Origin of the sequence: Streptomyces sp. P9(2023) (genome assembly GCF_032436795.1) — a bacterium.
In the GTDB taxonomy this organism is placed as follows: domain Bacteria; phylum Actinomycetota; class Actinomycetes; order Streptomycetales; family Streptomycetaceae; genus Streptomyces.
In genome coordinates, this window is sequence record NZ_JAUPWM010000002.1 from 360,717 (window position 1) to 386,284 (window position 25,568).

Annotated in this window: 23 protein-coding genes; 18 read left to right on the plus strand and 5 right to left on the minus strand. The window is 71.6% G+C overall.

The annotated features are described in order from the left end of the window. The first annotated feature begins 132 nt into the window (after window positions 1–132). The 3 genes from Q5762_RS04135 to Q5762_RS04145 all read left to right on the plus strand — a co-directional run bounded on the left by Q5762_RS04135 (window position 133) and on the right by Q5762_RS04145 (window position 3,892). Window positions 133–768 carry a MerR family transcriptional regulator gene (locus tag Q5762_RS04135; RefSeq protein WP_315890535.1) on the plus strand — a complete coding sequence of 212 codons (636 nt, stop codon included), beginning with the start codon at window positions 133–135 and terminating at the stop codon, window positions 766–768. 231 nt (window positions 769–999) lie between these two features. Beyond that, complete coding sequence (locus Q5762_RS04140) at window positions 1,000–2,541, plus strand: M28 family peptidase (protein WP_315890536.1); 1,542 nt, start codon at window positions 1,000–1,002, stop codon at window positions 2,539–2,541. A gap of 151 nt (window positions 2,542–2,692) precedes the next feature. Further along, the gene (locus tag Q5762_RS04145; RefSeq protein WP_315890537.1) at window positions 2,693–3,892 is read left to right on the plus strand and encodes a cysteine desulfurase-like protein; all 1,200 of its coding nucleotides are present in this window, start codon (window positions 2,693–2,695) and stop codon (window positions 3,890–3,892) included. A gap of 12 nt (window positions 3,893–3,904) precedes the next feature. On the opposite strand, the gene Q5762_RS04150 is transcribed toward Q5762_RS04145, so the two are convergent. Beyond that, on the minus strand, window positions 3,905–4,447 hold the full coding sequence (locus Q5762_RS04150; protein WP_315890538.1) for an FABP family protein: 543 nt from the start codon (window positions 4,445–4,447) through the stop codon (window positions 3,905–3,907). A 120-nt stretch (window positions 4,448–4,567) separates the two neighbouring features. Between Q5762_RS04150 and Q5762_RS04155 the strand changes: the two genes are divergently transcribed. Together Q5762_RS04155 and Q5762_RS04160 are read left to right on the plus strand one after the other, a co-directional pair. Next, the gene (locus Q5762_RS04155) at window positions 4,568–6,718 is read left to right on the plus strand and encodes a DUF4139 domain-containing protein (protein WP_315890689.1); all 2,151 of its coding nucleotides are present in this window, start codon (window positions 4,568–4,570) and stop codon (window positions 6,716–6,718) included. Window positions 6,719–6,725: 7 nt separating this feature from the next. Then, complete coding sequence (locus Q5762_RS04160) at window positions 6,726–8,285, plus strand: mucoidy inhibitor MuiA family protein (protein ID WP_315890539.1); 1,560 nt, start codon at window positions 6,726–6,728, stop codon at window positions 8,283–8,285. Here Q5762_RS04160 and Q5762_RS04165 read toward each other — a convergent pair. Genes Q5762_RS04165 through Q5762_RS04180 form a run of 4 tightly spaced genes read right to left on the minus strand, consistent with a single transcriptional unit; the run spans window position 8,272 to window position 11,195 of the window. Then, on the minus strand, window positions 8,272–9,033 hold the full coding sequence (locus tag Q5762_RS04165) for a 4'-phosphopantetheinyl transferase superfamily protein (RefSeq protein ID WP_315890540.1): 762 nt from the start codon (window positions 9,031–9,033) through the stop codon (window positions 8,272–8,274). The genes Q5762_RS04160 and Q5762_RS04165 overlap by 14 nt on opposite strands. Window positions 9,034–9,037: 4 nt before the next feature. After that, complete coding sequence (locus tag Q5762_RS04170) at window positions 9,038–10,192, minus strand: MAB_1171c family putative transporter (RefSeq protein WP_315890541.1); 1,155 nt, start codon at window positions 10,190–10,192, stop codon at window positions 9,038–9,040. Next, window positions 10,189–10,713, minus strand: a complete 525-nt coding sequence (locus Q5762_RS04175) for a hypothetical protein (RefSeq protein WP_315890542.1) — start codon at window positions 10,711–10,713, stop codon at window positions 10,189–10,191. The genes Q5762_RS04170 and Q5762_RS04175 overlap by 4 nt, the downstream gene beginning before the upstream one ends. Window positions 10,714–10,724: 11 nt before the next feature. Next, window positions 10,725–11,195, minus strand: coding sequence for a hypothetical protein (locus Q5762_RS04180; RefSeq protein WP_315890543.1), 471 nt, complete (start codon window positions 11,193–11,195; stop codon window positions 10,725–10,727). Between the two features lie 224 nt (window positions 11,196–11,419). Here Q5762_RS04180 and Q5762_RS04185 point away from each other — a divergent pair, with 224 nt between their 5' ends. The 13 genes from Q5762_RS04185 (at window position 11,420) to Q5762_RS04245 (ending at window position 25,554) form a co-directional block, all read left to right on the plus strand. Beyond that, window positions 11,420–12,502, plus strand: a complete 1,083-nt coding sequence (locus Q5762_RS04185; RefSeq protein ID WP_315890544.1) for a ParB/RepB/Spo0J family partition protein — start codon at window positions 11,420–11,422, stop codon at window positions 12,500–12,502. 655 nt (window positions 12,503–13,157) lie between these two features. After that, window positions 13,158–14,345 carry a LuxR C-terminal-related transcriptional regulator gene (locus Q5762_RS04190; RefSeq protein ID WP_315890545.1) on the plus strand — a complete coding sequence of 396 codons (1,188 nt, stop codon included), beginning with the start codon at window positions 13,158–13,160 and terminating at the stop codon, window positions 14,343–14,345. Between the two features lie 410 nt (window positions 14,346–14,755). Beyond that, the gene (locus Q5762_RS04195; RefSeq protein WP_315890546.1) at window positions 14,756–15,181 is read left to right on the plus strand and encodes a hypothetical protein; all 426 of its coding nucleotides are present in this window, start codon (window positions 14,756–14,758) and stop codon (window positions 15,179–15,181) included. A gap of 24 nt (window positions 15,182–15,205) precedes the next feature. After that, window positions 15,206–16,708, plus strand: a complete 1,503-nt coding sequence (locus Q5762_RS04200; protein ID WP_315890547.1) for an FAD-dependent monooxygenase — start codon at window positions 15,206–15,208, stop codon at window positions 16,706–16,708. Further along, window positions 16,708–17,034 (plus strand): TcmI family type II polyketide cyclase, encoded by a 327-nt coding sequence (locus tag Q5762_RS04205; protein WP_315890690.1) that lies wholly within the window; start codon window positions 16,708–16,710, stop codon window positions 17,032–17,034. The genes Q5762_RS04200 and Q5762_RS04205 overlap by 1 nt, the downstream gene beginning before the upstream one ends. Beyond that, window positions 17,031–18,311: a beta-ketoacyl-[acyl-carrier-protein] synthase family protein gene (locus Q5762_RS04210; RefSeq protein WP_315890548.1), complete on the plus strand. Its 1,281-nt coding sequence runs from the start codon at window positions 17,031–17,033 to the stop codon at window positions 18,309–18,311. Before Q5762_RS04205 ends, Q5762_RS04210 begins: the two co-directional genes overlap by 4 nt. Then, a complete protein-coding gene (locus Q5762_RS04215) occupies window positions 18,308–19,537 on the plus strand; it encodes a ketosynthase chain-length factor (RefSeq protein WP_315890549.1) in 1,230 nt (409 codons plus the stop codon). Before Q5762_RS04210 ends, Q5762_RS04215 begins: the two co-directional genes overlap by 4 nt. Before the next feature lie 49 nt (window positions 19,538–19,586). Continuing rightward, complete coding sequence (locus Q5762_RS04220; RefSeq protein WP_315890550.1) at window positions 19,587–19,856, plus strand: acyl carrier protein; 270 nt, start codon at window positions 19,587–19,589, stop codon at window positions 19,854–19,856. Between the two features lie 12 nt (window positions 19,857–19,868). Beyond that, window positions 19,869–20,654 carry an SDR family NAD(P)-dependent oxidoreductase gene (locus tag Q5762_RS04225; protein ID WP_315890551.1) on the plus strand — a complete coding sequence of 262 codons (786 nt, stop codon included), beginning with the start codon at window positions 19,869–19,871 and terminating at the stop codon, window positions 20,652–20,654. Window positions 20,655–20,695: 41 nt separating this feature from the next. Further along, a complete protein-coding gene (locus Q5762_RS04230; RefSeq protein WP_315890552.1) occupies window positions 20,696–21,643 on the plus strand; it encodes an aromatase/cyclase in 948 nt (315 codons plus the stop codon). Between the two features lie 3 nt (window positions 21,644–21,646). Next, the gene (locus Q5762_RS04235) at window positions 21,647–23,713 is read left to right on the plus strand and encodes an SDR family oxidoreductase (RefSeq protein WP_315890553.1); all 2,067 of its coding nucleotides are present in this window, start codon (window positions 21,647–21,649) and stop codon (window positions 23,711–23,713) included. A gap of 60 nt (window positions 23,714–23,773) precedes the next feature. After that, window positions 23,774–25,318 (plus strand): acyl-CoA carboxylase subunit beta, encoded by a 1,545-nt coding sequence (locus Q5762_RS04240; protein WP_399494451.1) that lies wholly within the window; start codon window positions 23,774–23,776, stop codon window positions 25,316–25,318. Beyond that, window positions 25,315–25,554, plus strand: a complete 240-nt coding sequence (locus Q5762_RS04245) for an acyl-CoA carboxylase subunit epsilon (protein ID WP_315890555.1) — start codon at window positions 25,315–25,317, stop codon at window positions 25,552–25,554. Before Q5762_RS04240 ends, Q5762_RS04245 begins: the two co-directional genes overlap by 4 nt. The last annotated feature ends 14 nt before the right edge of the window (window positions 25,555–25,568 follow it).

The window sequence follows — 25,568 nt, forward strand, 5'->3', positions numbered from 1 at the left end:
CAACTCCCCCGGCACCGAACCGTCATGCCTTGTGTTGTCGCATTCCCGCGCCATAAGGTCACGGCGGCCTCGAATTCGATTGCCCGGTCGCACATCACACCCCGCCGATACCCTCCCGAAAGCCGGTGGAATATGTCGCCGCTCGACGCCCTGAGCCGCAGGACCAGAGTTCCCGTCCGCACGCTGCGGTCCTATCAGGATTTGGACCTCCTGCCGACGCTGTCCGACTACGACGAATCACATGTGCGCAGAGTTGCACTGGTAAAGGCCCTCCTCGATATCGGCGGACTTCCGCATGCCGAGGTACACCGGCTGGTGCGCCGCGTGGTGGAGGAGCGGCCGGAGGCGAGCGAGCTCCTGCGGCTCACCCAGTACGCGTTACCGACACCCGGTTCCGCGTCGCCCGATCAGGAGTGGGAATGGGCTCAGGCCTGGCTGTCCGGCCTGATCCGGAGCTGGGGCTGGCAGGTGGGCCCCGACAACCCGGCGTGGCAGACGCTCTGTCAGGTCGCCATCGCCTGTAGATCGCTCGATCACCAGGATATTCCGCGGTTGTTCCATGCCTATGCCGAGAACCTGGAGGCGATTGCCCGGCTGGAGATGCAAATCCTCAGGGAACAGGACGACCCGGAAAGCGCCGCCACCCGGCTGGTGACGGTCACCGCACTGGGCGACATCGCCCTGTCCGCGATGCGCCGGCTCGCCCACGAGCATTTCCTCTCGTCGACGGAGAGCGACGCCGAGCACGCGGCGCCCCGGACGCGCTGACCGCCGGGCCGCCCGGCCACCACCCGCCGCACCGCCGCCGACGCGCATGCGCGCACCACCCCGAACGCAGGACATCCACCCTCGCCGTCTCCACAGGATTACTACATCTGTGCGTGAAATGCTCCGAGTTGAGGCACATCTGTTCACAGAACCTCCCAGAGATCGCAAGCTTCCCCCCCAACCTCGTTCGTACCGGGAAGGACCTCTGTGGACGCTTCACCTCGGAGAGCCGTGGCCACTCTGGCCGCAGCCGCTCTCGCCACCCCGCTCCTGCTGGTCTCGGCCTCGCCCGCCACCTCCCAGCAGGACCGGCCGGGCAAGGACGCCACGAAGCTCGCCAAGTCACTTGTCCGGGAGGCGTCCGCACAGGGCGCCTTACGCCACCTGGAGCGGTTCCAGGCGATAGCCGAATCGGCCGGCGGCCATCGGGTCGCCGGCTCGCTCGGCCACGACGCCTCGGCCGCCTACGTCCACCAGCAGCTGAAGAAGGCCGGGTACCTCGTCTCGTACCAGAGGTTCGACTTCGTCTACACACAGACGCTGGCCGAGCAGCTCTCCGCCCTCACGCCCACCCCGTACGACATCGAGATCAAGGCCCTGACGTACACCAGGTCGACTCCGGTCGGCGGCGTACGGGCCGAGGTGGCGGCCGTCCCGGTCGATGCCGACGGCACCACCGGCTGCGAGCCCGGCGACTACGCCCCCGGTGCCTTCACCGGGAGGATCGCGCTGATCAAGCGCGGTGGCTGCACCTTCGCCGTCAAGCAGGAACAGGCCGCCGCCGCGGGCGCGATCGGCGCCCTCATCTACAACAACATCGACACCGGATACGGCCCGCTGTCGGGCACCCTCGGCGAACCCGCCGCGGCCAGGATCCCCACCGGCGGCATCACCAAGGCCGCGGGCGAGAAGCTCGCCGCCGACCTCGCCCAGGGTCCGGTGAACCTCTCCTTCGAGATCCGCCAGCTCCAGGAGAAGCGTTCCACCAACAATGTGATCGCCGAGACCAGGGGTGGTGACCCGGCCAACACGGTGATGTTCGGCGCCTCCCTCGACTCGGTCCTCGCGGGTCCGGGTATCAACGACAACGGCTCCGGCTCCGCCGGCCTGCTCGACGTCGCGCTGAAGCTGGCCAGGAAGGAGAAGAACCCGCGCAACAAGGTGCGCTTCGCCTGGTGGTCGGCCGCGGAGAGCGGCCTGTTCGGCTCCCACCACTACGTCGCGAACCTCACGCCGGCCGCGAAGCGCGAGATCCGGCTCTACCTGAACTTCGAGTTGATCGCCTCCACGAACAACGGCCTGTTCGTGTTCGACGGCGACAACTCGGACGGCGCCAACTCCCAGACGGCGCCCGCCGGTTCGGAACTGCTCGAGAACGACATCGCCGCGTTCCTCGGCAAGCGCGGACTTCCGCACGCCGGCACCCCGTTCGTCTCCCGCTTCAACCACGGCCCGTTCGTCGACGCCGGCATCCCCGCCGGGGGGACGTACGCGGGCGCTGAGGCGCTCAAGACGCCAGCCCAGGCGGAGAAGTTCGGCGGCACGGCGGGGGTGGCGTTCGACCCGAAGTACCACGGGCCCGGCGACACGGTCGACAACATCAGCATGACCGCGCTCGACACCCACATCGACGTCATCGCCCACGCGGTCGGGACGTACGCCCACGACCTCGGCTCCCTCAAACTGTCGGCGCTTCCCGCGCGGACGGACGACCGTCATGCCGCCGAGCACGCCGGGAGCGGCGACGCACATGTCTACGGCGTGACCCGGTAGTTCGGGCGTACCCACGTCTACGGTGTGATCGAACGGTGCCGGAGGACGGGAACAGCCCGGGGAACGGGAGCAGCCCGGGGAACGGGAGCAGCCCGGAGAACGGCACCCGACGAGCCACCCCACCCACCCGCGCGACAAGAGAGCCGAGGCCATGCCCATCGACGTCACCGCCCTGCGGGCCCACTTCCCCTCCCTCGACAACGGTCTCGCCTTCTTCGACGGACCGGGCGGCACGCAGACCCCGCGCCCGGTCGCCGACGCCATCGCGGCGACGCTGACCGGGCCCCTCTCCAACCGGGGAACGGTCAGCCCGTCCGAGCTCAACGCCGAGCGGTCCGTCACGGAGTTCCGTGACGCCTACGCCGACCTGCTCCGCACGCCCGCGAACAGCATCGTCCACGGCCGCAGCGCCACCCAGCTCACGTACGACTTCGCCCGCCTGCTCGCCCGGGGCTGGAACGCCGGGGACGAGATCGTCGTCAGCCGCCTCGACCACGACTCCAACGTCCGCCCGTGGGTCCAGGTCGCCGAGCGCGCCGGAGTGACCGTCCGCTGGATGGAGATCGAGCGGGAGACGGCGGAACTGGACCTGGACTCGTTCGAGCGGGCTCTCACGCCCCGTACCCGTCTCGTGGCCGTCACCGGGGCCTCGAACGTGCTCGGCACCAAGCCGCCGCTGCGCCGGATAGCCGACCGGGCCCACGAGGTCGGGGCCCTGGTGTACGTGGACGGGGTGCACTACGCGGCGCACGAACTCGTGGACGTACCCGCCCTGGGGGCGGACCTGTTCGTGTGCTCGCCGTACAAGTTCCTCGGCCCGCACTGCGGCGTGCTGACCGGAGCGCCCGAGCTCCTGGAGACCCTGCGTCCGGACAAGCTCCTGCCGTCGTCCGACGCCGTCCCGGAGCGCTTCGAGTTCGGCACGCTGCCGTACGAGACGCTGGCGGGCGCCACCGCCGCGGTCGAGTTCCTCGCGGCGATGGACCCCGGCCCGGCGACCTCGCGCCGGGAGCGCCTTGCCGCGTCCTTCCGCTCCCTGCACGAGCACGAGCGGACGCTGCGCACGCGGCTGGAGGAGGGCCTTCGGGACCTGGGCGACGCCGTGACCCTGCATTCGAACGCCCAGGACCGCACGCCGACGCTCCTGATGACGCTCGAAGGCCGCGACGCCCGCGAGGCGCAGATCCACCTGGCCGCTCGGGACGTCCTGGCGACGGCGGGCCAGTTCTACGCGTACGAGCCCTTCACCGCCATGAAGTTGGAGGGGCCGGCGCTGCGGGTGGGCCTGGCGCCCTACAACACGACGGCGGAGGTGGACCGATTCCTGGAAGGCCTCGCCGCCTTCCTCTGACGTTCCCTCGCCCTACTTCTCGCGGCGCAGGGTGGCGGAGAGGTGGTGTTGCAGGGGCTCGCCCACGGCCGCGAGGTCGTGGGCGAAGTCGAGCGTGTCCGCGTCCGTCAGGGTGTAGCGGCGGCGGGTGGCGTTCACCTCCTTGGCCGTGGGGGTGAGCGCCACCGCGTGGCTGCCGAGGTCGACGGTGCCGGCCTCGGCGCCGCCGACCAGGATCTCCGCGATGCCGGTGGGCTGGGTGACCAACGCCTCGACGCGTCCCTCGGGTTGGAGTCGCCACCAGCCGCTCTCCCGGGCCGAGGGCCGCAGCGGCGCACCGTCCGCGTCGAGGAGCCAGGCGCGCGCCTCGTAGTGGAGGAAGGGCCGCCCGTCGTGGCTGAAGGTGACCTCCTGCGCGTACGTGAACTCCGCGTCGAGCGTCGGATATCCGCCCCGGCCCCGGCCGGCCCACCTGCCCAGCAGGCCGAGCACCGGCGCGAGCAGCTCGTGCGGGGCGGGGCGGTCGTCCGGGCGCAGGGCGTCGGGGTACGGGGGCTTCTGGACGGCGTCGGACATGATGTGCGCTCCTGGGTCGCGGGCGGTGCCGGTTGGCAGCTTAAGGCGGACGCGCGGACCGTCCCGGCATAGGCTTCGCTCGGCATGGACATCGCGGGGGACGGGCGGGGGCGGACGTACATGAACGCTGGGACGGCACAGCGGTGGGGGTCGAGCCTCGACGCTGTCGTGGTGTACGCGCAGGGCGCGATCTGCCGGCGCCTGGCCCGGGGCAGCGTGCCGCCCGACGGCCGGGTGCGGGTGACGGGGCTGCCCCGCGCGCTGGACCCGGGGTCGCTGCGGGCCCGGGTCCCGGGGGCGCCCGGGGTGCGCGTCGCCGAGGCCCGTGTGGAGGTCGAGGCCGAGCCGCTCGGCACCGGCGACCCCGACGCGCTGCGGCGCGAGGCCGAACGGCTGCGGGACGCCCACGCGGCGGCGGAGGGCCGCCGGGACCGGCAGTTGAGCCTGATCGCCGAGGTCCGGGCGCTCCACCCGGTACCGCCCGCCCGCAAGCGCGAGGACCCGCACCGTCGTACCCCGGTCGACGCGTGGCTGGAACTCACCGACTTCGTGGACGAACGGCTGACCGCCCTGCACACCCGCCTCGCCGAGCTGGAGGAGGCGCTGCGCGAGGCCGAGCACGCCCTCGACGTCGCCCTCGACCGGCTCGCGCGCGCCTCCACCGACGCGCCCGCCGCGCATGTCGGGACCACGGTCTGCGCGGTCCTGACGCTCACCGGCACCACCCCGACCGAAACGGGTGAGGTGGAAGTGGAGGTGGAGTACGGGGTGCCGGGCGCCGTCTGGGTGCCGACGTACCGTCTCACGCGCCGTCAGGGCGAGGGCAGTGGCTGTCTCGTGCTACGCGCTTCGGTCGCCCAGCGGACCGGCGAGGACTGGACGGGCGTACGCCTCGCGCTCGCCACCGCCGATCTGCGGCGCCGCACCGATCTGCCGACGCTGCACTCGATCCGGATCGGACGCCGTCAGCCCGCCCCGGCGCCGTCCGGCTGGCGCGAGCCCCCGTCCGGTCTCGGCGACCTCTTCTCCGGATTCGACGCGGCAGGCCCCTCGCCGGCCCGCGCTCGCGGGGCGACAGCGGTGGGGGCGGGCGCCGCGCCCGGTCCCCTCGCCCCTCCGCCGCCACCGGTGGGCTACGGCGCGCCGCCCCCCGCGCCCGGTGGTGCGTACGGCGCCGCGATGCCCGCGCCGGCGCCGCCGACCGGACCGCAGCCGCCCGGCTCGCGAGCGCGCGGCAGGACGGGTGCGGGCGGCGGATCGTTCGGCGGAGCCCCCGCCGCGATGGCACCCCCCGCCATGGCACCCGCGGGCATGGCGCCCGGCTCGGCCCTTCCCCCGCCGCCCGCACAGTCGGCCTCACAGCCGGTCGAGCCCGTGGCCGGTCCGCCCCGGCCGAGCGGCGCCGAGCTCGACTACGCCGCCCTCGCTCTGTGCGGCCCCGGCGAGCCGACCGCTCGCAGGGGCCTGCTCTTCCCGGACGCGCCGTTCGACCCGCTGGCGGCCGAATACCGCCGCCGCGCCGAGGCGGTGGCCGGACTACGGCTGCCCGGGCACGCCGTACGGCCCCGCGAGTCGGCCGGCTCGTTCGACCACCGCTTCGACGCCGCCGCCCGCGCCGACATCCCGTCGGACGGCTCCTGGCACACCGTCACCGTGGGCGAGATCCCGGTCGGCCTGCGGACCGAGTACCTCTGCGTGCCGTCCGTGGATCCGACGGTGTACGCGACGCTGGTGCTCGCCAACGCCACCGACCAGGCCCTCCTGGCCGGCCCGGTCGAGGTCACCGTCGACGACGACTTCCTGCTGACCGCGGCGCTGCCGACGCTCGCCCCCGGCGGTGTACGCCGGGTGGGGCTCGGACCCGCCGAGGGCATCAGGGTCACCCGCCGGACGAACCTGCGCGAGTCGACCTCGGGCCTGCGCAACACGACGACCGTGCTCGACCACCGCGTGCACGTGGAACTGGCCAACCGGCTCACGCATCCCGTCACCGTCGAGGTCCGCGAGCGGGTGCCGGTCACCTCCGAGCCGGACGTACGGATCGAGGAACGGGCCGACTGGACGGCACCCGACGAAGCGCCGGACGCACGCGGAGGGCCCGATGCGGGCACCGGCGCCGATGCGGCGGGCATCGCACCCGATCGGCACGCGCCTGGCACGCGCGTGTGGCGCCTTGAACTGGCCGCCGGGGCCACCGCCGCCCTCGACGGCGGCTACGAGATCCGCATCCCGACCGGCAAGGCCCTGGTCGGCGGCAACCGCAGGAGCTGACACACCCATGTCCACGGCCCCGAAGCCGATCGCCCTCCCCGTCACCGCCGTCACCTGCCTGGAAGACCGCGCCCATGTCGAGCGCACCGCCGTGCTCGACCTGGCGGCGGGCGTCCAGCGGCTGCGCCTGGGTCCCATCAGCGCGCTCGCCGTCGACCGGACCGTGCACGCCGAACTGACCGCCGATCACCGCGCGACCGTCCTGGACCTACGGATCGTCCGCGACTGGACCCCGCGCGGGCCGCTGCCGTCCGCCGACGACTCCGCGCTGCGGCGGCGCGTCGACGCCCTCGAAGCGGAGGGGGTCGAACTGGAGCGGCGGCGCGACCGTCTGCGTACCCGCCTCGACCTGCTCGGCCGTCTCGCCGCCGATCTGCTGCGGGAGGTCGGCGAGGGCGCCGGCTTCGGGGAGACCGACCGGGCGCGCTGGGCCCGCGAACTGGACCGGGTCGACGGCGAACGCGACAGCTGCGGCGAAGAACTCCGCACCGCCGAGGCACGGTTGAAGACACTCGCCACCGAACTCGGGGAAACCCAGCGGGCCATGGACCTGGCCGAGGACGGACCCACGGAGCTGGTCGGCCATGTCGAGCTGACGGTCGAGTCCGAGGCCCCCGGGCCCGTCGGACTGCGGCTGAGCCACCTCACGCCCTGTGCGCTGTGGCGCCCCGCCTACCGGGCGGTGCTGGACGGGGACTCGCTGACCCTGGAGACCGACGCGATGGTGTGGCAGCGCACCGGCGAGGACTGGTCGGACGTACGGCTGACCCTGTCGACGGCGCGGTCGGCACGGGCCACCGAGCCGCCGCGCCTCGGCGAGGACCGGCTGACGCTCAAGGACCGTTCGGCGGCGGAGCGCCGCACGGTCGAGGTCGAGCTGCGCGAGGAGGAGATCGGCGCCCTGGGCCCGGCGCCGGTGCTCGGCCTGCCGGGGGTGGACGACGGCGGCGAGACGCGGGTGCTGCGGGCCCCCGCGCCGGTCTCGGTACCCGGCGACGGCCGCGCCCACCGGATACCGCTCTCCGCCTTCACCACGGCGGCGCGCAGCGAGTACGGCTCCGCACCGGAGCTGTCCCCGCTGGTCACCCAGGTGGTGCGGTTCGACAACGCCTCCGGGCACGTACTGCTCGCCGGCCCCGTGGACCTGGTCCGCGCCGGCGGTTTCAGCGGGCGCGGCACGCTCGACTTCACCGCCCTCGGCGCCCCCGTCGAGCTGGCCTTCGGCAGCCATGACGACTACCGGGTGGTCCGGCAGACCGAGGAATCGCGCACCTCCACCGGACTGACCCAGCGGACCGTGGTCACCCGCTCGGTCAGGCTGCACGTGTCGCGGTTCTCCGCCCCCGGGGAGCAGGGCGAACGGATGGTCGTCCTCCGCGAGCGGATCCCGGTCTCCGAGGTCGAGGCGGTGGAGGTCCGCCTCCACAAAGACGCGTGCTCCCCGCCGCCCGACGCGGTGGACGCCGAGGGCATCGCCCGCTGGACCCTCCCCCTCCCGCCCGGCGGCCACCGCACGATCACCCTGGTCTACGAACTCTCGGCGAGCTCCAAGGTCACCGGCCTCTGAGTGCCCGGCCCACGGGCACGGCCAGCATCGTGGCCAGGTGGTCCGCGCCGTGCCGGGAGAGCGTGCGCCAGTGGCCGGTGAAGGTGTCGATCCGGCGCCCGTCGACCATCGGCCCGGGGACCCGCAGGGAACTGGTGAAGGTGCCGCGCTCCGGGTCGGGGACGATGACGCACTCGTCGAAGTCCAGCCACCGGCCCGTCAGCGGGAACCACATCTTGTAGGTGCTCTCCTTGGCGCTGAACAGCAGACGGTCCCATGCCACGGCGGGGTGTGCCGCGGCGAGCCGGTCCAACGACTCCCGCTCCTCCGCGGACGTCACCTTCTCCCTGACACCCGCGGGAAGCGGAAGGTTCGGCTCGGCGTCGATGCCGATCGCGGCGAAGGACGTGGACCTGGCGACCGCCGCGGCGCGGTATCCGTCGCAGTGGGTCATGCTGCCGACGACTCCCGCGGGCCACGCGGGTGCGCCCGAGGGGCCGCGCGGAATCGGCCGGGGCGACACACCGATACCGGCCAGTGCCGTACGGGCGCACAGCCGGACGGTGGCGAACTCCCGCCGACGCTTGCCGACCGCGCGCGCCACGACCTCAGCCTCCTGCGGATAGAGGTAGGGCTGTGGCGGGTCGGTGAACAGCTCCGCGACGGTGACGCCCGGAGTCACGTCCGCCAGCAGAGCGGCGTCGGCGGCACCGGCGCTCGTGCCCGGGCCGCTGGCGCGCCCGGTGAGGGAGACAGGGTGAGGATCCATGGTGTCAGAGGCACCCCGCGGTCTGTGTCCGGTGGTCCTCGGACAGCGCGGCGAACGCGGCCGAGACGGCGATGAGTTCGTGCACCTCGGCGTTCATGTCGGGCGCTGAGGGAGAGGCCACGCGTACGGCGTGCAGTGCTGTGCCGGGGTCCTCGACGTCCGGTTTCAGCGCCAGGGCGGCGGCGATGTGCCGTACGAGCTGATCGGGCCGGCAGCGGGCGAGGTCGGTGTCGGGCGCCACGCACGCGAGGTACGGGCTCAGCCGCACCAGACCGTCGCGGCATTCGATGAAGCGGCGGTAGAACCGCGCGTGCGTGCGGCGCAGCCGGAGGCCGTCCCACCAGGAGGCGGACGGTCCCTGGTTGAGGACCAGTTCCGGATAGGCGGTGACGAGGGCCGTCCACAGGGGGGTGAGCTGCTGGTACATCCGGCGGTGCCGTGCGACCGACCGCAGGTGGGTCAGCAGTTGCGCGCCCCCGGAGAGGAAGATGCCGACCAGGACGGCGCCGAGCGCCACATCGGTGAGCGCTCGGATCACCGTGCCGAAGAGACGGTACGAGCCGGGAGACTCGCTGCGTACGGCCACCCAGACCGCCCGGCCGGCCGAGGTGGCCGCGAGGCCGAACAGGCCGCCCGTCATGACCCGCAGGCTGGGAGCCAGGTGCCGGGAGGCCATGCTGGTGTAACGCAGCGCCCACAACCCCGACGTGAGGTACGCGTAGACGAAATAGCCGTTGCCGATGAGGTAGAAGGACGTGATGGCGGGCTGCGACATGTGCGGAGTGGACAGGGTGTGGCCCCGCAGCTCCGGCGGCGTGGCCAGCATGGTGAGGATCAGGGCGGCCAGCACGGCCGCCAGCAGCCCGGTGTGCAGGCACAGGCGCCGCCGGTAGGCGGCGGGTGCGCCGGTGGCGGCGAAGAAGAGGACGAGCGCGCCGAGGCCGCACATGTACAGCCAGTTGAAGGCGACCTTGACGACGCCGACCGCGCTGAGCGCGCCGCCGACTTCGGGTAGGCCCAGGAGGTTGCCCATGGTGAGCAGGAACAGCGCGGCGACCAGCAGCCGGAGCACCCGGTCGTGCGGGGCACGGGCCAGGTCGAAGCCCTTCCAGACGAGACCGGTGATCAGCATGACGGTCACCGCCAGATGGAGGATCACGTCCACCCCCAGCGCGAGCCCAGCGCGGAGCGCAGCGGGTCGAGAGCGGGGGCCTCGCAGGAGCGTGCGGTGGTGTGGTCGATGACCACGGCCCACTCCTGGATGATGGTCGCGACCAGCTCGGCCTCGCGTTCGTAGTCCTCCGTGTAGCTGGTACGACGGAGCCTGCGAGTGATCAGGTTGCGGGGGTAGTCGGGGCCGCCCAGGCCGAGCAACTCCTCCTGCGTGTCCGAGTGGTCCTCGTGATCGGCGAGGATGTGGCCGACCTCGTGCAGGATGATGTGGTCCTGGTGCACGCGGGTCGTCTCCTTCTGGTAGAAGATGTTCTCCTCGTCCGTGCGCGACACCCACACCCCGAGCGGGCCGGGTACCGGCAGCGCCCAGGGGATCAACCGAATCGACTTTCCCCTGTGTTGGCCGAGTCTGAGACACAACTCGTCCACCCGCAGCGGTGGTTGCATGTCGAGTTGGCGCAACAGGCTTCTGCAGTAGCGGCGGAGCGCGCGCTCGCGTATGGCCACGGCGTCCTTCCTCAGGCTTGGGTGCCGGGGTCGGCGGATGCGTCCTGATCCAGGAGCTCAATCATCTTGAGCAACTGTTCCCGCATCGTAGGCGTCATCGCGCCCGCCCTCATGGCGATCTTCCGCACCTGACTGCTGGCCAGGCGCTGGCGGAGCAGCTCGTCCTCGGGGTCCGCCTCCGCCACCAGCGACTGGATGGTGATGGGTGCCGCTCCCGGCGCGCGGTGGTCGTCGAAGAATTTCACCAGTCCCTCCAGGACGCTCAGGGTCGGGTTCGTGTGTGAGCCGTTGCGCAGCATCGCGAGGTAGCTCCGCGACAGCGTCGCCGCGTGGGACGGGTCGGCGGTGACCGCTTTGGCCACCTGGGCCGTCGAGTACTCCCGCTGCCTGCCGTGCGCGTCACCCCACCGCACCATCGCGAACAGCTTGTTCAACCGCTCGGCCAGCGACTGGCCGCGGTCCTGCGCATCACCCGCAGACAATGTTCACGCTCCTCGGTCTCGGATCGTCCGTCGTCCCCTGCTCGCCCACTGGCTACGGACAGTGATCACGACCACTGTGTCCGTGAGGCGCCGAGTGCTAATATGTTGGACACTCTACTAACGCCATTGACACTCCCTGGCAAGTCGCGTCATTCCGGGGGCTGTTGATGGCGCGTCGTCGCCGGTCCGCAGGTCGGGTCTCGAGTGCGTGATGAGGGGTATCGATGTCCGATGGCTTAGTCGGTGGTACGGGGGTCGAGGAGCACCGGCGTCGCCGGACGGCGTCCGTGCCCATCAACTCACTGCACATCTCGGGGTCTCCACGGATCGCGGGGGAGAACGCCCGGTACATCCGGACCCTCGCCGGCTCGGACATTCCGCTGCCGCCCATCATCGTCCACCGCGCCACGATGCGCGTCGTGGACGGCGTCCACCGCCTGCGCGCGACGCTGCTGCGGGGCGAGAAGTCCATCGAGGTCCGCTTTCTCGACGGAACCGCCGAGGACGCCTTCGTGCTTGCCGTGAGCTTGAACACCCGGCACGGGATGCCGCTTTCGCAGGCCGACCGGACCGCAGCCGCCGCCCGCATCCTCGGAAGTCACCCGCACTGGTCCGACCGCCGGATCGCCGAAGTCATCGGCCTTTCGCCCACCACGGTCGCCACGCTGCGCAGCCGTTCAACCGGTCAGGGTGCGCAGTTGAACGCCAGGGCGGGCCGCGACGGCCGAGTGCGTCCACTCGCCGCCGATGCGGCGGAAAGGCGTCGGCGGGCGGCACGGTTCATCAGCGTCAGGCCCGATGCGTCCCTGCGCGAGGTCGCCGCCGTGGCCGACGTCGCCGTGGCGACCGCCCGGGACGTACGGGAACGCCTGCGGACCGGCGAGGATCCGCTGCCACCGAAACTGCGGGCCGCCGAACGGCGAACCGCACCCGCGGAGTGCGCGCGGCCCGTGGCGCGACAGGCGCAGACTCCGCCCGAGGAAGAGGGCGGGGCAGCCGTCACCGGAGCCCGGGTTCCCGGGGCGGGCCGGCGGGTGGTGCGGCTGCCGCAGCGCTTCGCGCACCAGGCCGCGCCGAATCTGCGCAAGGACCCCTCGCTCCGCTTCACCGAGGCCGGGCGGACCTTGCTGCGGCTGTGGAGCGCGCACGCCATGGACGCCGACCGCTGGCGGTGGCTGGCCGACAGCGTGCCCCCGCACCGCCTGGCCGACGCGGTCTGGGCCGCCGACCAGTGCGCCGTGCAGTGGCGGCGTTTCGCCGAGGACCTCCGCCTCCGCGTCGCGGAGAACCGCGACCGGGCCGGCTGACGCGAGCCGTCCGCCCGCCGGGCCGGCCTTCGCTTCCCCCCCGCCCTTCAACTCCGCGCGCCTTCACCTCCGCACGCCTTCACCTCTGTGCCGCTCTCACCTCACGTGTACGGCTTTCCTCCGTACGCCCCGACGCCCTCGAATTGTCCATCCGGGCATTCCTTACGGGCGGGGCGCCGAATGTCGCACGCCCGCGCATCCTTCCCGTACACCACGGTGTTCAAGTTCTTCCCGTCACGGGTGTCGGGCCACTTCCCGGGCACGGAAACCCGCTCTCTGCCGCCGCACGGCCGACTTGTGCATCGTTAAACATTGATACCGTGAGACGGACTTCACGACGCCCGGCCTTGATTGGCGGCAAATCAGTTCGTGTACGTTGAAGCAGTTACGCCAGGCCGATCTCTTCACGCCACCCGTCGGCGAATTGACCACGCCGTCAGAATTGGGGGGGGCGCTGGATTCGTTGCGAGCAATGGGGGATGTAGTGAACGTAACACAATGCGGTGATAAAGGGGCCGCTCCGATCGCGCCGGGATGGCGCAATACCGCTGGGCACACCGCGTGGGACGACACGGCGACGGGAAAGGGGGTTCGCGCCCCGTGGCGGACGACGGCACTGCGGCGGGACACCGTCGTCTACTCGCCCGGCGTCCTCATGCGGGACGAGGGCGACCGCATGCTGCCCGAGCTGCGTGCCGCGGTGCGGAGCATCGAGCTGGCGAACCTCGGCGTGAGCCGGTCGACGGTCACCGAACAGACCGAACGGGTCCTGGAGTCGGACGGCGTTCGCAGCGAGGTGCACTGCGCGTGGCTGGCGATTCTGGCGCTGCACTACACCGGCGACCTGGTCTCGGCGGACGCGCAGTGCGAACGGCTCGCCCGCGACCCCGTGTGGGCGGCATCGCCCCGGCGCCAGGACCTCCTGACGCTGCTGCGGGCCCGCAGCAGCCTGATGTCCGGCGACGCCGTCCGGGCCTCCGACCTGCTCAAGTCGGTACTCTCCCGGCGGACGCCGACGTTACCGACCTGCCTGGCGGTCGCCTGGCTGATCGAGGCACTGGTCGACCTGGGCGAGTTCGACCAGGCGCACCAGATGCTCCTGGAGCACGGATTCGCCGGCCGGCTCAGTCCCCATCTGCCGGACCGGGTGCACGTACTGGCGGCCCGGGGGGCGCTGCACATGGCCGTCGGACGGTTCCGGCACGCCATCGACGACTACACCGCCTGTGGCCGCATCCTGACCGCCTTCAACGTCATCAACTCCGCAGTGGTCTCCTGGCGTTCGAAGGCCGCCTTCGGAGCGCTCGCCGTGCAGCGGTACGACCTCGCGCTCGCGCTGGCCGAGGACGAACTCATCGCGGCGCGCAAGTGGGGTTCGGCGCGCGGCATCGGCACGGCGCTGCACGCCGTGGCCATGGCGCGCAGGGACGAGACGTCGACGGGCCTGCTGGAGGAGGCCGTGCAGCTGCTCGACCTGGGGCAGGCCCGTACCGAGATGATGCAGGCGCTCTACGACCTGGGGTCGATGCAGGTGGAGCGCAAGGACGTGGCGGGCGGGCGTAGCCGGTTCGAGGCCGCCGGCGAGGTGGCGCGCGAGTGCGGCAACGCCTTCTGGGCGGAACGTGTCAGGCCCGCCCTGGAGCGCCTGGGCGACTACGACGGCAGCCGCGCGCTCACCCGGCAGGAGCTCAAGATCGCTCAGCTTGCCCGCGCCGGATACAGCAACAGGCGGATAGCGGAGACGCTCTTCCTGGCCGTGCGGACGGTCGAGTTTCATCTGTCCGGGGTGTACCGGAAGCTCGCGATCTCCGGTCGACAGGAACTGGTCACGGCCCTGGGGTAGTCGCATCGTGGCCGAAACCCGTGCCGTTGCCGTGGCGCCGCTCACCCGTACCGGGGTGAGCGGCGCTTTCGCATTCCCAGGCCACGTTTCCGGCCGACGTTCCAAGCCCACGTTCCCAGTCCACGTTCCGGGCCACGTTCCGGGCCACGTTTCCGGGCCACGTATCCGGCCCGTAACAGACCTGTGTTCCTGAGCGAAAATCCACGGGCGAGCCGCAATGCGGGCGCAATGACCCGGCGGCAGCCCTGCAATAAACCTGCGGGAGGCCCGCAATGGAACCTGCGGGCCTCCCGCAGGTTCCCCAAGAACCGCTTGTCCACGGGTTGGTGCGGATGCCAGGCTCGGATCAATGCAGCAGGGCTTCACCATTGAGGCCGCCGTAATTGACCCATATCGAGGCGGGTATTGGCATGCTTCAGCAGAACACGACCAAGCGCATCGGATATTGGCTTCTCCATCTGCATCAGCTTTTCGACGAAGCCACCCGCCGGGCACTGTCGGGCGAGAACCTCGACCGGCGGCAGTGGCAGGTGCTGCACGCCATCAGCATCGAGGTCGACACCGTCGCCGCCATCGACGCGGCGTTCGCCCCCTTCCTCGCGGTCGACCGGGTGGAGTCGTACGGCCCCGTCGTGACGGAGTTCGCCGAGCGTGGCTGGGTCACGGTGGACGGCGACACCGTCTCCCTCACCGAGGAGGGCGACGCGGCCCACGCCAAGGCCGAGGTGCGGGTGAACTCCCATGCGGCGACATCGCTCGCCGGTATCTCCGAGCCCGAGTTCCTCGCCGCCAACGACGTACTGGCGCGGATCGCGCACAACCTCGAGAACAAGTAGCCCGGATCTTCCCAGGAGATACGTATGGACGCTTCAGTCATCGTGGTCGGTGCCGGGCCCTCGGGTCTCATGCTGGCCGGCGAACTGCGCCTGGCGGGCGTCGATGTCATCGTGCTCGACCGGCTGCCCGCACGGACCGGGGAGTCGCGTGGCATCGGGTTCACCATTCGCACCATGGAGGTGTTCGACCAGCGGGGCCTGCTGCCCCGCTTCGGAGAGATCCAGACCAGCGAGGCCGGACACTTCGGCGGACTGCCGCTCGACCTGGGGCTGTTGGGCTCCGCCCACGCATCCGCGAGGACCGTGCCGCAGTCCCTGACCGAGGCCGTGCTGGAGAGCTGGGCCCGTGACCTGGGCGCCGACATCAGGCGCGGACACGAGTTCACCGGCTACGTCGAGGACGCCGACGGGGTGACCGTCACGGCCACCGGCAGCGACACCAACCTGCGGGCCCGGTATCTGGTCGGCTGTGACGGTGGCCGCAGCCGCGTCCGCAAGGCCGCCGGCTTCGACTTCCCCGGAACCCCCGCCACCACCGAACTCTTCCTCGCCGACATCCGCGGAGCGGAACTCTCGGACCGCATGACGATCGAGCGGACCGACCGCGGCCTGGTGATGGTCGCGCAGCTGCCCGGCGGCATCCACCGGGTCATCGTCGGCGAGCGCGGTGCGACGCCGCTGCCCGAACGGCGCACCGTGCCACCGGAGTTCAGCGAGGTTGCCGATGCCTTCAAGCGCCTGACGGGCAGCGACATCTCCGCGGCCGAACCGGTCTGGGTCAGCGCGTTCAGCGACGCGGCCCACCAGGTCGACGAGTACCGGCGCGGCCGGGTGCTGCTGGCCGGCGACGCCGCGCACATCCACCTCCCCGCAGGCGGGCAGGGCATGAACACCAGCGTCCAGGACTCGGTGAACCTCGGCTGGAAGCTCGCCGCGGTGGTGCGCGGCACGGCGCCCCCGGCACTTCTCGACACCTACCACGACGAACGCCACGAGGTCGGCCGCAGACTGCTCGCCAACACCCGGGCCCAGAGCATGCTCATCCTCGGCGGCGAGGAGGCGGGACCGGTCCGCGACATCCTCGGCGACCTCCTGGCCTTCCCCGAGGTCGAGCGTCAGCTGGCCGCCCGGGTCAGCGGCCTGGACATCCGCTACGAGGTGGGCGGCGGCCCGCACCCCCTCCTGGGCGCCCGGATGCCGCAGCTCCGGCTCACCCACGCCGACAGGAGCACCAGCAGCAGCGAACTGCTGCGGACCGGACGCGGACTGCTCCTGGACCTGGCGGACAACGCCACCCTGCGCGGCCGCGCACAGGGCTGGACCGACCGGGTCGACGTGGTGACGCCCTCGTCCCACGAACGCGGGGACCACGAGCTCGGGGACACCGGCGTGCCGCCCGGCACGGCCGCACTCCTGCTGCGCCCCGACGGCCATGTCGCCTGGGCCGCTCCCGGCTCCCACTCCGATCTGCCGATGGCACTGGCCCGCTGGTTCGGGCCCGCCCGACGAGTACGAAAAGGGGAATGATGCACAGCACACTGATCGTGGCCAGGATGGCACCCGGCTCCGCCGACGACGTGGCCGAACTGTTCGGCGCCTTCGACGGGACGGACCTGCCCGACCGTATGGGCACCCGGCGCCGCCAGCTCTTCCAGTTCCGCGGCCTCTACTTCCACCTCCAGGACTTCGACGAGGACAACGGCGAGGGGCTGATCGAGGCAGCCAGGACCGACCCCCGCTTCGTCGGGATCAGCCAGGACCTGAAGCCGTACATCGAGGCGTACGACCCCGCCACCTGGCGCTCGCCCAAGGACGCCATGGCGAGTCGCTTCTACGAATGGACGGCCTCATGAGCGGCACATCCGGCCGTCGGGTCGTGATCACCGGGGTCGGCGTGACCGCCCCCGGCGGGCAGGGCACCAAGGGCTTCTGGAAACTGCTCACCGACGGACGTACGGCCACCCGTCGCATCTCCTTCTTCGATCCTTCCCCGTTCCGTTCGCAGATCGCCGCCGAGGTCGACTTCGACGCCGGGCTGTCCGGTCTGACCCCGCAGGAAGTCCGCCGGATGGACCGGGCCGCGCAGTTCGCGGTGGTCACCGCGCGCGACGCGGTCACCGACAGCGGTCTGGAGTTCGAAACCCTCGACCCACGGCGGACGGGCGTGACGATCGGCAGTGCGGTGGGGGCGACCACCGGCCTCGACCAGGAGTACCGCACGGTCAGCGACGGCGGCCGGCTGGAACTGGTCGACCACGCGTACGCGGTGCCCCATCTGTACAACCACATGGTGCCCAGTTCCTTCGCGACCGAGGTCGCCTGGGCCGTGGGCGCCGAGGGGCCGAGCGCCGTGGTCTCCACCGGCTGCACCTCGGGCCTGGACGCGGTGGGTTACGCGGCGGACCTGATCAGGGAGGGCTCCGCGGACGTGATGGTGGCGGGGGCGAGCGACGCGCCCATCTCACCGATCACCGTGGCGTGCTTCGACGCGATCAAGGCCACCACCCCCCGCAACGACGACCCCGAGCACGCCTCACGGCCCTTCGACGCCAGCCGGAACGGCTTCGTCATGGGCGAGGGGTCCGCGGTGTTCGTCCTGGAGGAACTGCGGAGCGCCAGGGCCCGCGGTGCGCGGATCTACGCCGAGGTCGCCGGCTTCGCGACCCGCTCGAACGCGTTCCACATGACCGGACTGCGCCCCGACGGCGCCGAGATGGCCGAGGCCATCCGGGTCGCCCTCGACGAGGCCCGGCTGAACCCCGAGGACATCGACTACATCAACGCCCACGGCTCGGGCACCAAGCAGAACGACCGGCACGAGACCGCGGCGTTCAAGCGCAGCCTGCGCGAGCACGCCTACCGGACGCCGGTCAGCTCCATCAAATCGATGGTCGGGCACTCGCTCGGGGCCATCGGCTCGATCGAGATCGCCGCGTCGGTGCTCGCGATGACCCATGACGTGGTGCCGCCGACGGCCAACCTGCACCACCCGGACCCCGAGTGCGATCTGGACTACGTGCCCTTGACCGCACGCGACTGGAAGACCGACGCGGTCCTCTCGGTGGGCAGCGGCTTCGGCGGATTCCAGAGCGCGGTCGTCCTGGCCACCCCCGAGCGGGGCGACCGATGAGCGCCACCGCACTGGTCACCGGCCTCGGCATCGTGGCGCCGACCGGTCTCGGCGTCGAGGAGTACTGGTCGGCCACCCTCGCGGGCCGCAGCGGGATCAGGCGGGTCACCCACTTCGACCCCACGCCCTACCCGTCCCGGCTGGCCGGCGAGATCGACGGGTTCGAGGCCGCGGAGTACCTGCCCAGCAGGCTCCTTCCGCAGACCGACCGGATGACCCGGCTCGCCCTGGTCGGCGCGGACTGGGCGTTCGAGGACGCGGGTGTGGTGCCGTCCGAGCTGGCCACGTACGACGTCGGAGTGATCACCGCGAGCCACTCCGGGGGCTTCGAGTTCGGCCAGAACGAACTGCGGGCGCTGTGGAGCAAGGGCGGACAGTACGTCAGCGCGTACCAGTCCTTCGCCTGGTTCTACGCGGTGAACAGCGGCCAGATCTCCATCCGTGGCGGACTGCGCGGACCCAGCAGCGTCCTGGTCAGCGATCAGGCCGGGGGCCTCGACGCGGTCGCACAGGCCCGCCGGCAGATCCGCAAGGGGACCAGCATGGTCGTCTCCGGCGCGGTCGACGCGTCGATCTGCTCCTGGGGGTGGGTCGCGCAGATGGCCGGCGGCCGGCTGAGCACCTCCGACGACCCGGCCCGGGCCTACCTGCCGTTCGACGACCGGGCCGCCGGACACGTGCCGGGAGAGGGCGGGGCCCTGCTCGTCGTCGAGGACGCCGAGCACGTGAAGCGGCGCGGGGCCCCGCGGGTGTACGGCGAGATCGCCGGGCACGCGTCCACGGTGGACCCGAAGCCCGGCACCGACCGGGCGCCCACGCTGCAGAACGCCATCGAACTCGCCCTGGGCGACGCGGACATGGTCCCCGACGACATCGACGTCGTGTTCGCCGACGCCGCCGCCGTACCCGAGCTTGACCGGGCCGAGGCCGAAGCGATCACCAAGGTCTTCGGACCGCGTGGAGTGCCGGTGACCGCACCGAAGACGGCGACCGGGCGGCTGTACTCCGGTGCCGCCCCTCTCGACCTCGCCGCCGCGTTCCTGTCGATACGCGATCAGGTCATCCCCCCGACGGTCGGCAGCGTTTCGGCCAGGCCCTACGAGATCGACCTGGTGACCGGCGCTCCGCGCCCCACCGCGCTGCGCGGCGCACTGGTCCTCGCCCGCGGCCACGGCGGCTTCAACTCCGCGATGGTCGTGCGCGCCGCCGGCCACCGTCACGTATGACCCGCCCATCTTCGACAAGCCCCCTGTGATTCGTAGGAAAGGACTCCCCATGACCACCCAGGAATTCACCCTCGACGCCCTCAGGACCACGCTGCTGGAGGGCGCGGGCACCGACGAGAACGTCGACCTGAACGGCGACATCCTCGACTCGTCCTTCGAGGACCTCGGCTACGAGTCGCTGGCGATGCTGGAGACCGTCGGCCGCATCGAGCGCGAGTACGGCATCGGCCTGGACGAGGAGGCGGTCGCCGCGGCCGGCACCCCCCGCCTGCTCATCCAGCTCGTCAACGACCACCTGTCCGCCGCCCGGACCGCCTGATCGGGGACCGAGATGACTGACAGCACTGCCAGGATCGCCCTGGTCACGGGAGCCACCAGCGGCATCGGCCTCGAGTCCGCGAGGCTCCTCGCCCAGCAGGGACACCGGGTCTACCTCTGCGCCCGCGACGCGAGTGCGGTCGCCCAGACCGTCAAGACCCTGCGGAACGAGGGCCTCGACGTGGACGGCAGCACCGCCGACGTCCGCTCCGACACGGACATCGAGGCCGTGGTGCGGGCGGCGGTGGCCCGGTTCGGGACGATCGACGTCCTGGTCAACAACGCGGGCCGCAGCGGCGGAGGGGTGACCGCGGACATCGCCGACGAGCTGTGGGACGACGTCATCGCCACCAACCTCACCAGCGTGTTCCGGGTGACCCGCGAGGTGCTCAACGCCGGCGGCATGCGCGGGAAGAAGCGCGGCCGGATCATCAACATCGCGTCCACGGCGGGCAAGCAGGGCGTGGTGCTCGGCGCCCCGTACTCGGCGTCCAAGCACGGGGTGGTCGGCTTCACCAAGGCGCTCGGCAACGAGCTGGCACCGACCGGGATCACCGTCAACGCGGTGTGCCCCGGCTACGTCGAGACGCCGATGGCGCAGCGCGTACGGCAGGGCTACGCGGCCGCGTACGACACCTCCGAGGACGCGATCCTGGAGAAGTTCCAGGCCAAGATCCCGCTCGGCCGGTACTCCACCCCCCAGGAGGTCGCCGGGCTCGTCGGCTACCTCGCCTCCGACGTGGCGGCGCCGATCACCGCGCAGGCGATGAACGTCTGCGGCGGCCTGGGCAACTTCTGACCCCGGCCGCACCCCTCGACGCATCGAACAAGGAGAGAGCTGTGCCCGAGAAAGCCGGCCGAGAGGTCGAACACGAGATCACCGTATCGGCCCCCGCCAAGGACGTGTACCGGCTCCTCGCCGAGGTGGAGAACTGGCCGAGGCTGTTCCCGCCGTCGGTCTACGTCGACGTCCTGGAGCGCGACGGGTCCCTGGAGCGCATCCGCATCTGGGCCACCGCCAACGGCGAGGCCAAGAACTGGACGTCGATCAGGGAGCTCGACCCGGACGGGCTGCGCATCGAGTTCCGGCAGGAGGTCTCCGCGCCGCCCGTGGCATCGATGAGCGGCACCTGGATCGTCGAACCGCAGGGCGACAACACCTCCCGACTGCGGCTGCTGCACGAGTACCGCGCGATCGACGACGACCCCGAGGGGCTGGCCTGGATCGACGAGGCCGTGGACCGTAACAGCCGCGCCGAGCTCCCCTCCGTCAAGGCGGGGCTCGAAGAGGTCACGCGGGCCGCGGAGCTCACGCTGTCGTTCGTGGACACCGTCACGGTCGACGGCTCCGCCAAGGACCTCTACGACTTCGTCAACGAAGCCGACCGGTGGACCGAGCGGCTGCCGCACGTCAGCGAGGTGAAGCTGACCGAGGACACCCCGGGCCTCCAGGTCCTGCGCATGGAGACCCTCACCAAGGACGGCTCGGCGCACACCACGGAGTCCGTCCGGGTCTGCTTCCCGCACCGCAAGATCGCCTACAAGCAGACCACCCTGCCCGCCCTGATGAACCTGCACACCGGGTACTGGCTGTTCGAGGAGGGCGCCGACGGCGTCACCCGCGCGAGCTCGCAGCACACGGTCGTGCTCAACGCGGAGAACATCACGAAGGTCCTCGGGTCGGACGCCACGGTCGCCGAGGCCAGGGCGTTCATCCGCGACGCCCTGGGCAACAACAGCCGGGCCACCTTGGAACGTGCCAAGGACTACGCACAAGCGCGGCGCTGAGCGATGCCCGCCCAGTCGCCTCGTGGCGCTCCGGACACCGACGTGCTGGTCGTCGGCGCGGGCCCGGTCGGGCTGCTCCTCGCCGGCGACCTGTGCGCGCACGGGGCACGGGTCGTGGTGGTGGAGCAGCTGACCGTACCCATGACCGAATCACGCGCCTCCACCCTGCACGCCCGCACGATGGAGGTGCTCGCCGAGCGTGGCGTTCTCGACCGGCTCGGTCCGCTCCCGGACGGCGGCCCGGGGCACTTCGGCGGTATCCGGCTCGACCTGACCGAGGCCGATCCGGGCCATCCGTACGCAGGTCAGTGGAAGTGCCCGCAGATCCGGCTGGAGGCGGTGCTCCACGAGCGGGCCGTCGAGCTGGGCGCGCGGGTCCTGCGCGGGCGGCGGCTGGTCGGCCTGACCGACCGGCGTGACCGCGTGGTGGTGGAGACCGTCTCGTCGGACGCGGTGGCAGAGAAGCTGAGCGGTTCCTACGTCGTCGGCTGCGACGGCGGGCAGTCCACCGTCCGGCGGCTTGCCGGCTTCGAGTTCGCCGGCCGGGACGCGACCCGCGAGATGCTGCGGGCCGACGTCGCGGGGATCGACATCCCCGGCCGCCGGTTCGAGCGCCTGCCGGCCGGCCTCGCCACCTCGCACCGCTGGCCGGACGGCAGTACCCGGGTCATGGTGCACGTCTTCGGCGCCGAGCCCGGAACCCGTACCGGTGAGCCCGCGTTCGAGGAGGTCGTACAAGCCTGGGCGAAGGTGACCGGCGAGAACATCGGCCACGGCCGACCACTGTGGCTGAACGCCTTCGACAACACCGTTCGCCAGACGACCCGTTACCGCAAGGGCCGCGTACTGCTCGCGGGCGATGCCGCCCACGCGCAGATGCCGGTCGGCGGCCAGGCCCTCAACCTGGGCCTGCAGGACGCCGCGGCGCTCGGCCGGCGCCTCGCCGGGCAGCTCCACGGCCCGGCGGCCGGGGACACCGCGGCGCACGGCACCTGGGCCATCGGCCCCCGGGCGGCCGGCGCCCCGCCGGCCGGGGACGTACTGGACGGCTACCACCTGGAGCGCCACCCCGCGGGGGCCGCCACCCTCACCAACATCCAGGCCCAGTCGACCCTGTTGCTCGGAGGGCACGAGGTGGAGCCACTACGGGAGCTCTTCACCGACCTCATGCGGCTGGGCTCCGTTCGCCGACGGCTCGCCCGCATGATCAGCGGCCTCTCCTCCCCCGCTCCTCCGACGACCTCGACCACCGCGACGAACTCCACGACCACGACGACGACTTCGAAGAACAGGAACCTCGCCATGGGCAAGCTTGCCAACAAGACAGCGCTGGTCACCGGATCCAGCCGGGGAATCGGACGGGCCACCGCCCAGCGGCTGGCCGCGGAGGGCGCGCTCGTCGCCGTGCACTACGCGTCCAACGGGGACGCCGCACAGGAAGCCGTCGAGCTGATCGAGAAGGACGGCGGCCGGGCCTTCGCCGTCCGGGCCGAACTCGGTGTCCCCGGCGACGTGCACGAGCTCTTCCTCGGCCTGGAGCGCGGGCTCAAGGAGCGGACCGGCAGTGCCACGCTCGACATCGTGGTCAACAACGCGGCCGTCACCACCCCGGCCGGGGTACAGCCGGAGGACGTCACGCCCGAGGAGTTCGACCGGCTCTTCGCGGTGAACGCCAAGGCCCCGTTCTTCATCGTGCAGCGCGCGCTGCCGCTGCTCTCCGACGGCGGCCGCGTCATCAACATCTCCTCGGGCCTCACCCGGTGCGCCAATCCCGACCAGGTCGCGTACTCGATGACCAAGGGCGCGATCGAGCAGATCACCCTGCACTTCGCCCGCCACCTCGCCCCGCGCGGGATCACCGTCAACAGCGTGGCGCCCGGCATCACCGACAACGGCGGCCCGGTCTTCGACATCCCCGAGGCCGTGGAGCAGATGGCCCAGCTGTCGGCGTTCAAGCGGGTCGGGGAGGCGGTGGACGTCGCGGACGTGGTGACGTTCCTGGCCACCCACGAGGCCCGCTGGATCACCGGGGCCTTCATCGACGCCAGCGGCGGCACCCTGCTGGGCTGACCGCGCCGGCATCCGAGACGAGCAGGAGGACCGGTGACGACCGTGCAGGCATCGCCGAACATCACCGAACAACTGGCTGAGCTCAAGGAGTTGAAGAGGGTCGCCCGGACCGGCACCGATCCCCGGGCCACCGAGCGCCAGCACGCCAAGGGCAAGCTGACCGCGTACCAACGCATCGACCTCCTGCTGGACCCGGGGAGCTTCACCGAGGTCGAGCAGCTGCGGCGGCACCGGGCCACCGGATTCGGTCTGGAGGCCAGACGACCGCACACCGACGGTGTGGTGACCGGCTGGGGGGCCGTCGAGGGACGGACCGTGTTCGTCTACGCGCACGACTTCCGGATCTTCGGCGGCGCCCTGGGCGAGGCGCACGCACAGAAGATCCAGAAGGTCATGGACATGGCCATCGCTGCGGGATGCCCGCTGGTGTCGCTGAACGACGGCGCGGGCGCCCGCATCCAGGAGGGCGTGAGCGCCCTCGCCGGATACGGCGGGATCTTCCAGCGCAACACCCGGGCCTCCGGGGTCATACCGCAGATCAGCGTGATGCTCGGCCCCTGCGCGGGCGGAGCCGCCTACTCACCCGCGCTGACCGACTTCGTCTTCGCGGTCCGCGGGATCTCGCAGATGTTCATCACCGGCCCGGACGTGGTCCGTACGGTCACCGGCGAGGAGGTCTCGCAGGACGGCCTCGGCGGGGCCGACGTCCACGGTGGCACCTCGGGCGTCGCGCACTTCGTCTACGACGACGAGGAGACCTGCCTCGCCGAGGTGCGCTGGCTGCTGTCCATGCTGCCTGGCAACAACCGCGAACTGCCGCCCGCCACCGTCACCGACGACCCGGCTGACCGCAGGGTGGACCGGCTCCTCGAACTGGTGCCGGTCGACGGCAGCCGGCCGTACGACATCCGCGAGGTGATCGCCGAACTCGTCGACGACGAGGACTACATGGAGGTGCACGCCCGGTGGGGCGCCAACCTCGTCTGCGCACTGGCCCGGCTCGACGGCCAGGTGGTCGGCGTGGTCGGGAGCCAGCCCGCCGCGCTGGCCGGCGTCCTGGACATCACGGCGAGCGAGAAGGGGGCCAGGTTCGTCCAGTTCTGCGACGCCTTCAACATCCCGCTGCTGACGCTGGTGGACGTGCCCGGCTTCCTGCCCGGCGTGGACCAGGAACACGGCGGCATCATCCGGCACGGCGCCAAACTCCTGTACGCGTACTGCAACGCCACCGTGCCGCGGATCTCCGTGGTGCTGCGCAAGGCGTACGGCGGCGCGTACATCGTGATGGACTCCCGCTCCATCGGTACGGACATGGCGCTGGCCTGGCCCACCAACGAGATCGCGGTGATGGGCGCCGAGGCGGCCGCGGACGTGGTGTTCCGCAGGGAGATCGCCGCGTCGGACGACCCCGTGTCCACCCGCGAGCAGAAGATCAAGGAGTACCGGCGGGAGCTGGTACACCCCTACTACGCGGCCGAACGCGGCCTGGTCGACGACGTGATCGACCCGGGCGACACCCGCTCCGTCCTCATCCGCTCCTTCGCGATGCTGCAGCGCAAGGACGTCGACCTGCCGCGCCGCAAGCACGGCAACCCGCCGCAGTGAGCGCCGTGACCGGCGGGCCGGTCCCGGCCCTCCTGCGGATCGAGAAGGGCGACCCCGACCCGGCGGAGCTCGCCGCGGTCACCACGGCCCTGCTCACCCGCCTCACCGCCGTAGCTCCACGGGCGGAGGGGCAGGACCGGCCCCGGGCCGCCTGGCGCCGCCCCGAACGGTCCCCGGGCTTCCGGGGGCCCAGGACCTGGCAGGACCACAGGACCCCGCAGGACCACAGCAGTTGAGCACGCCAACGACG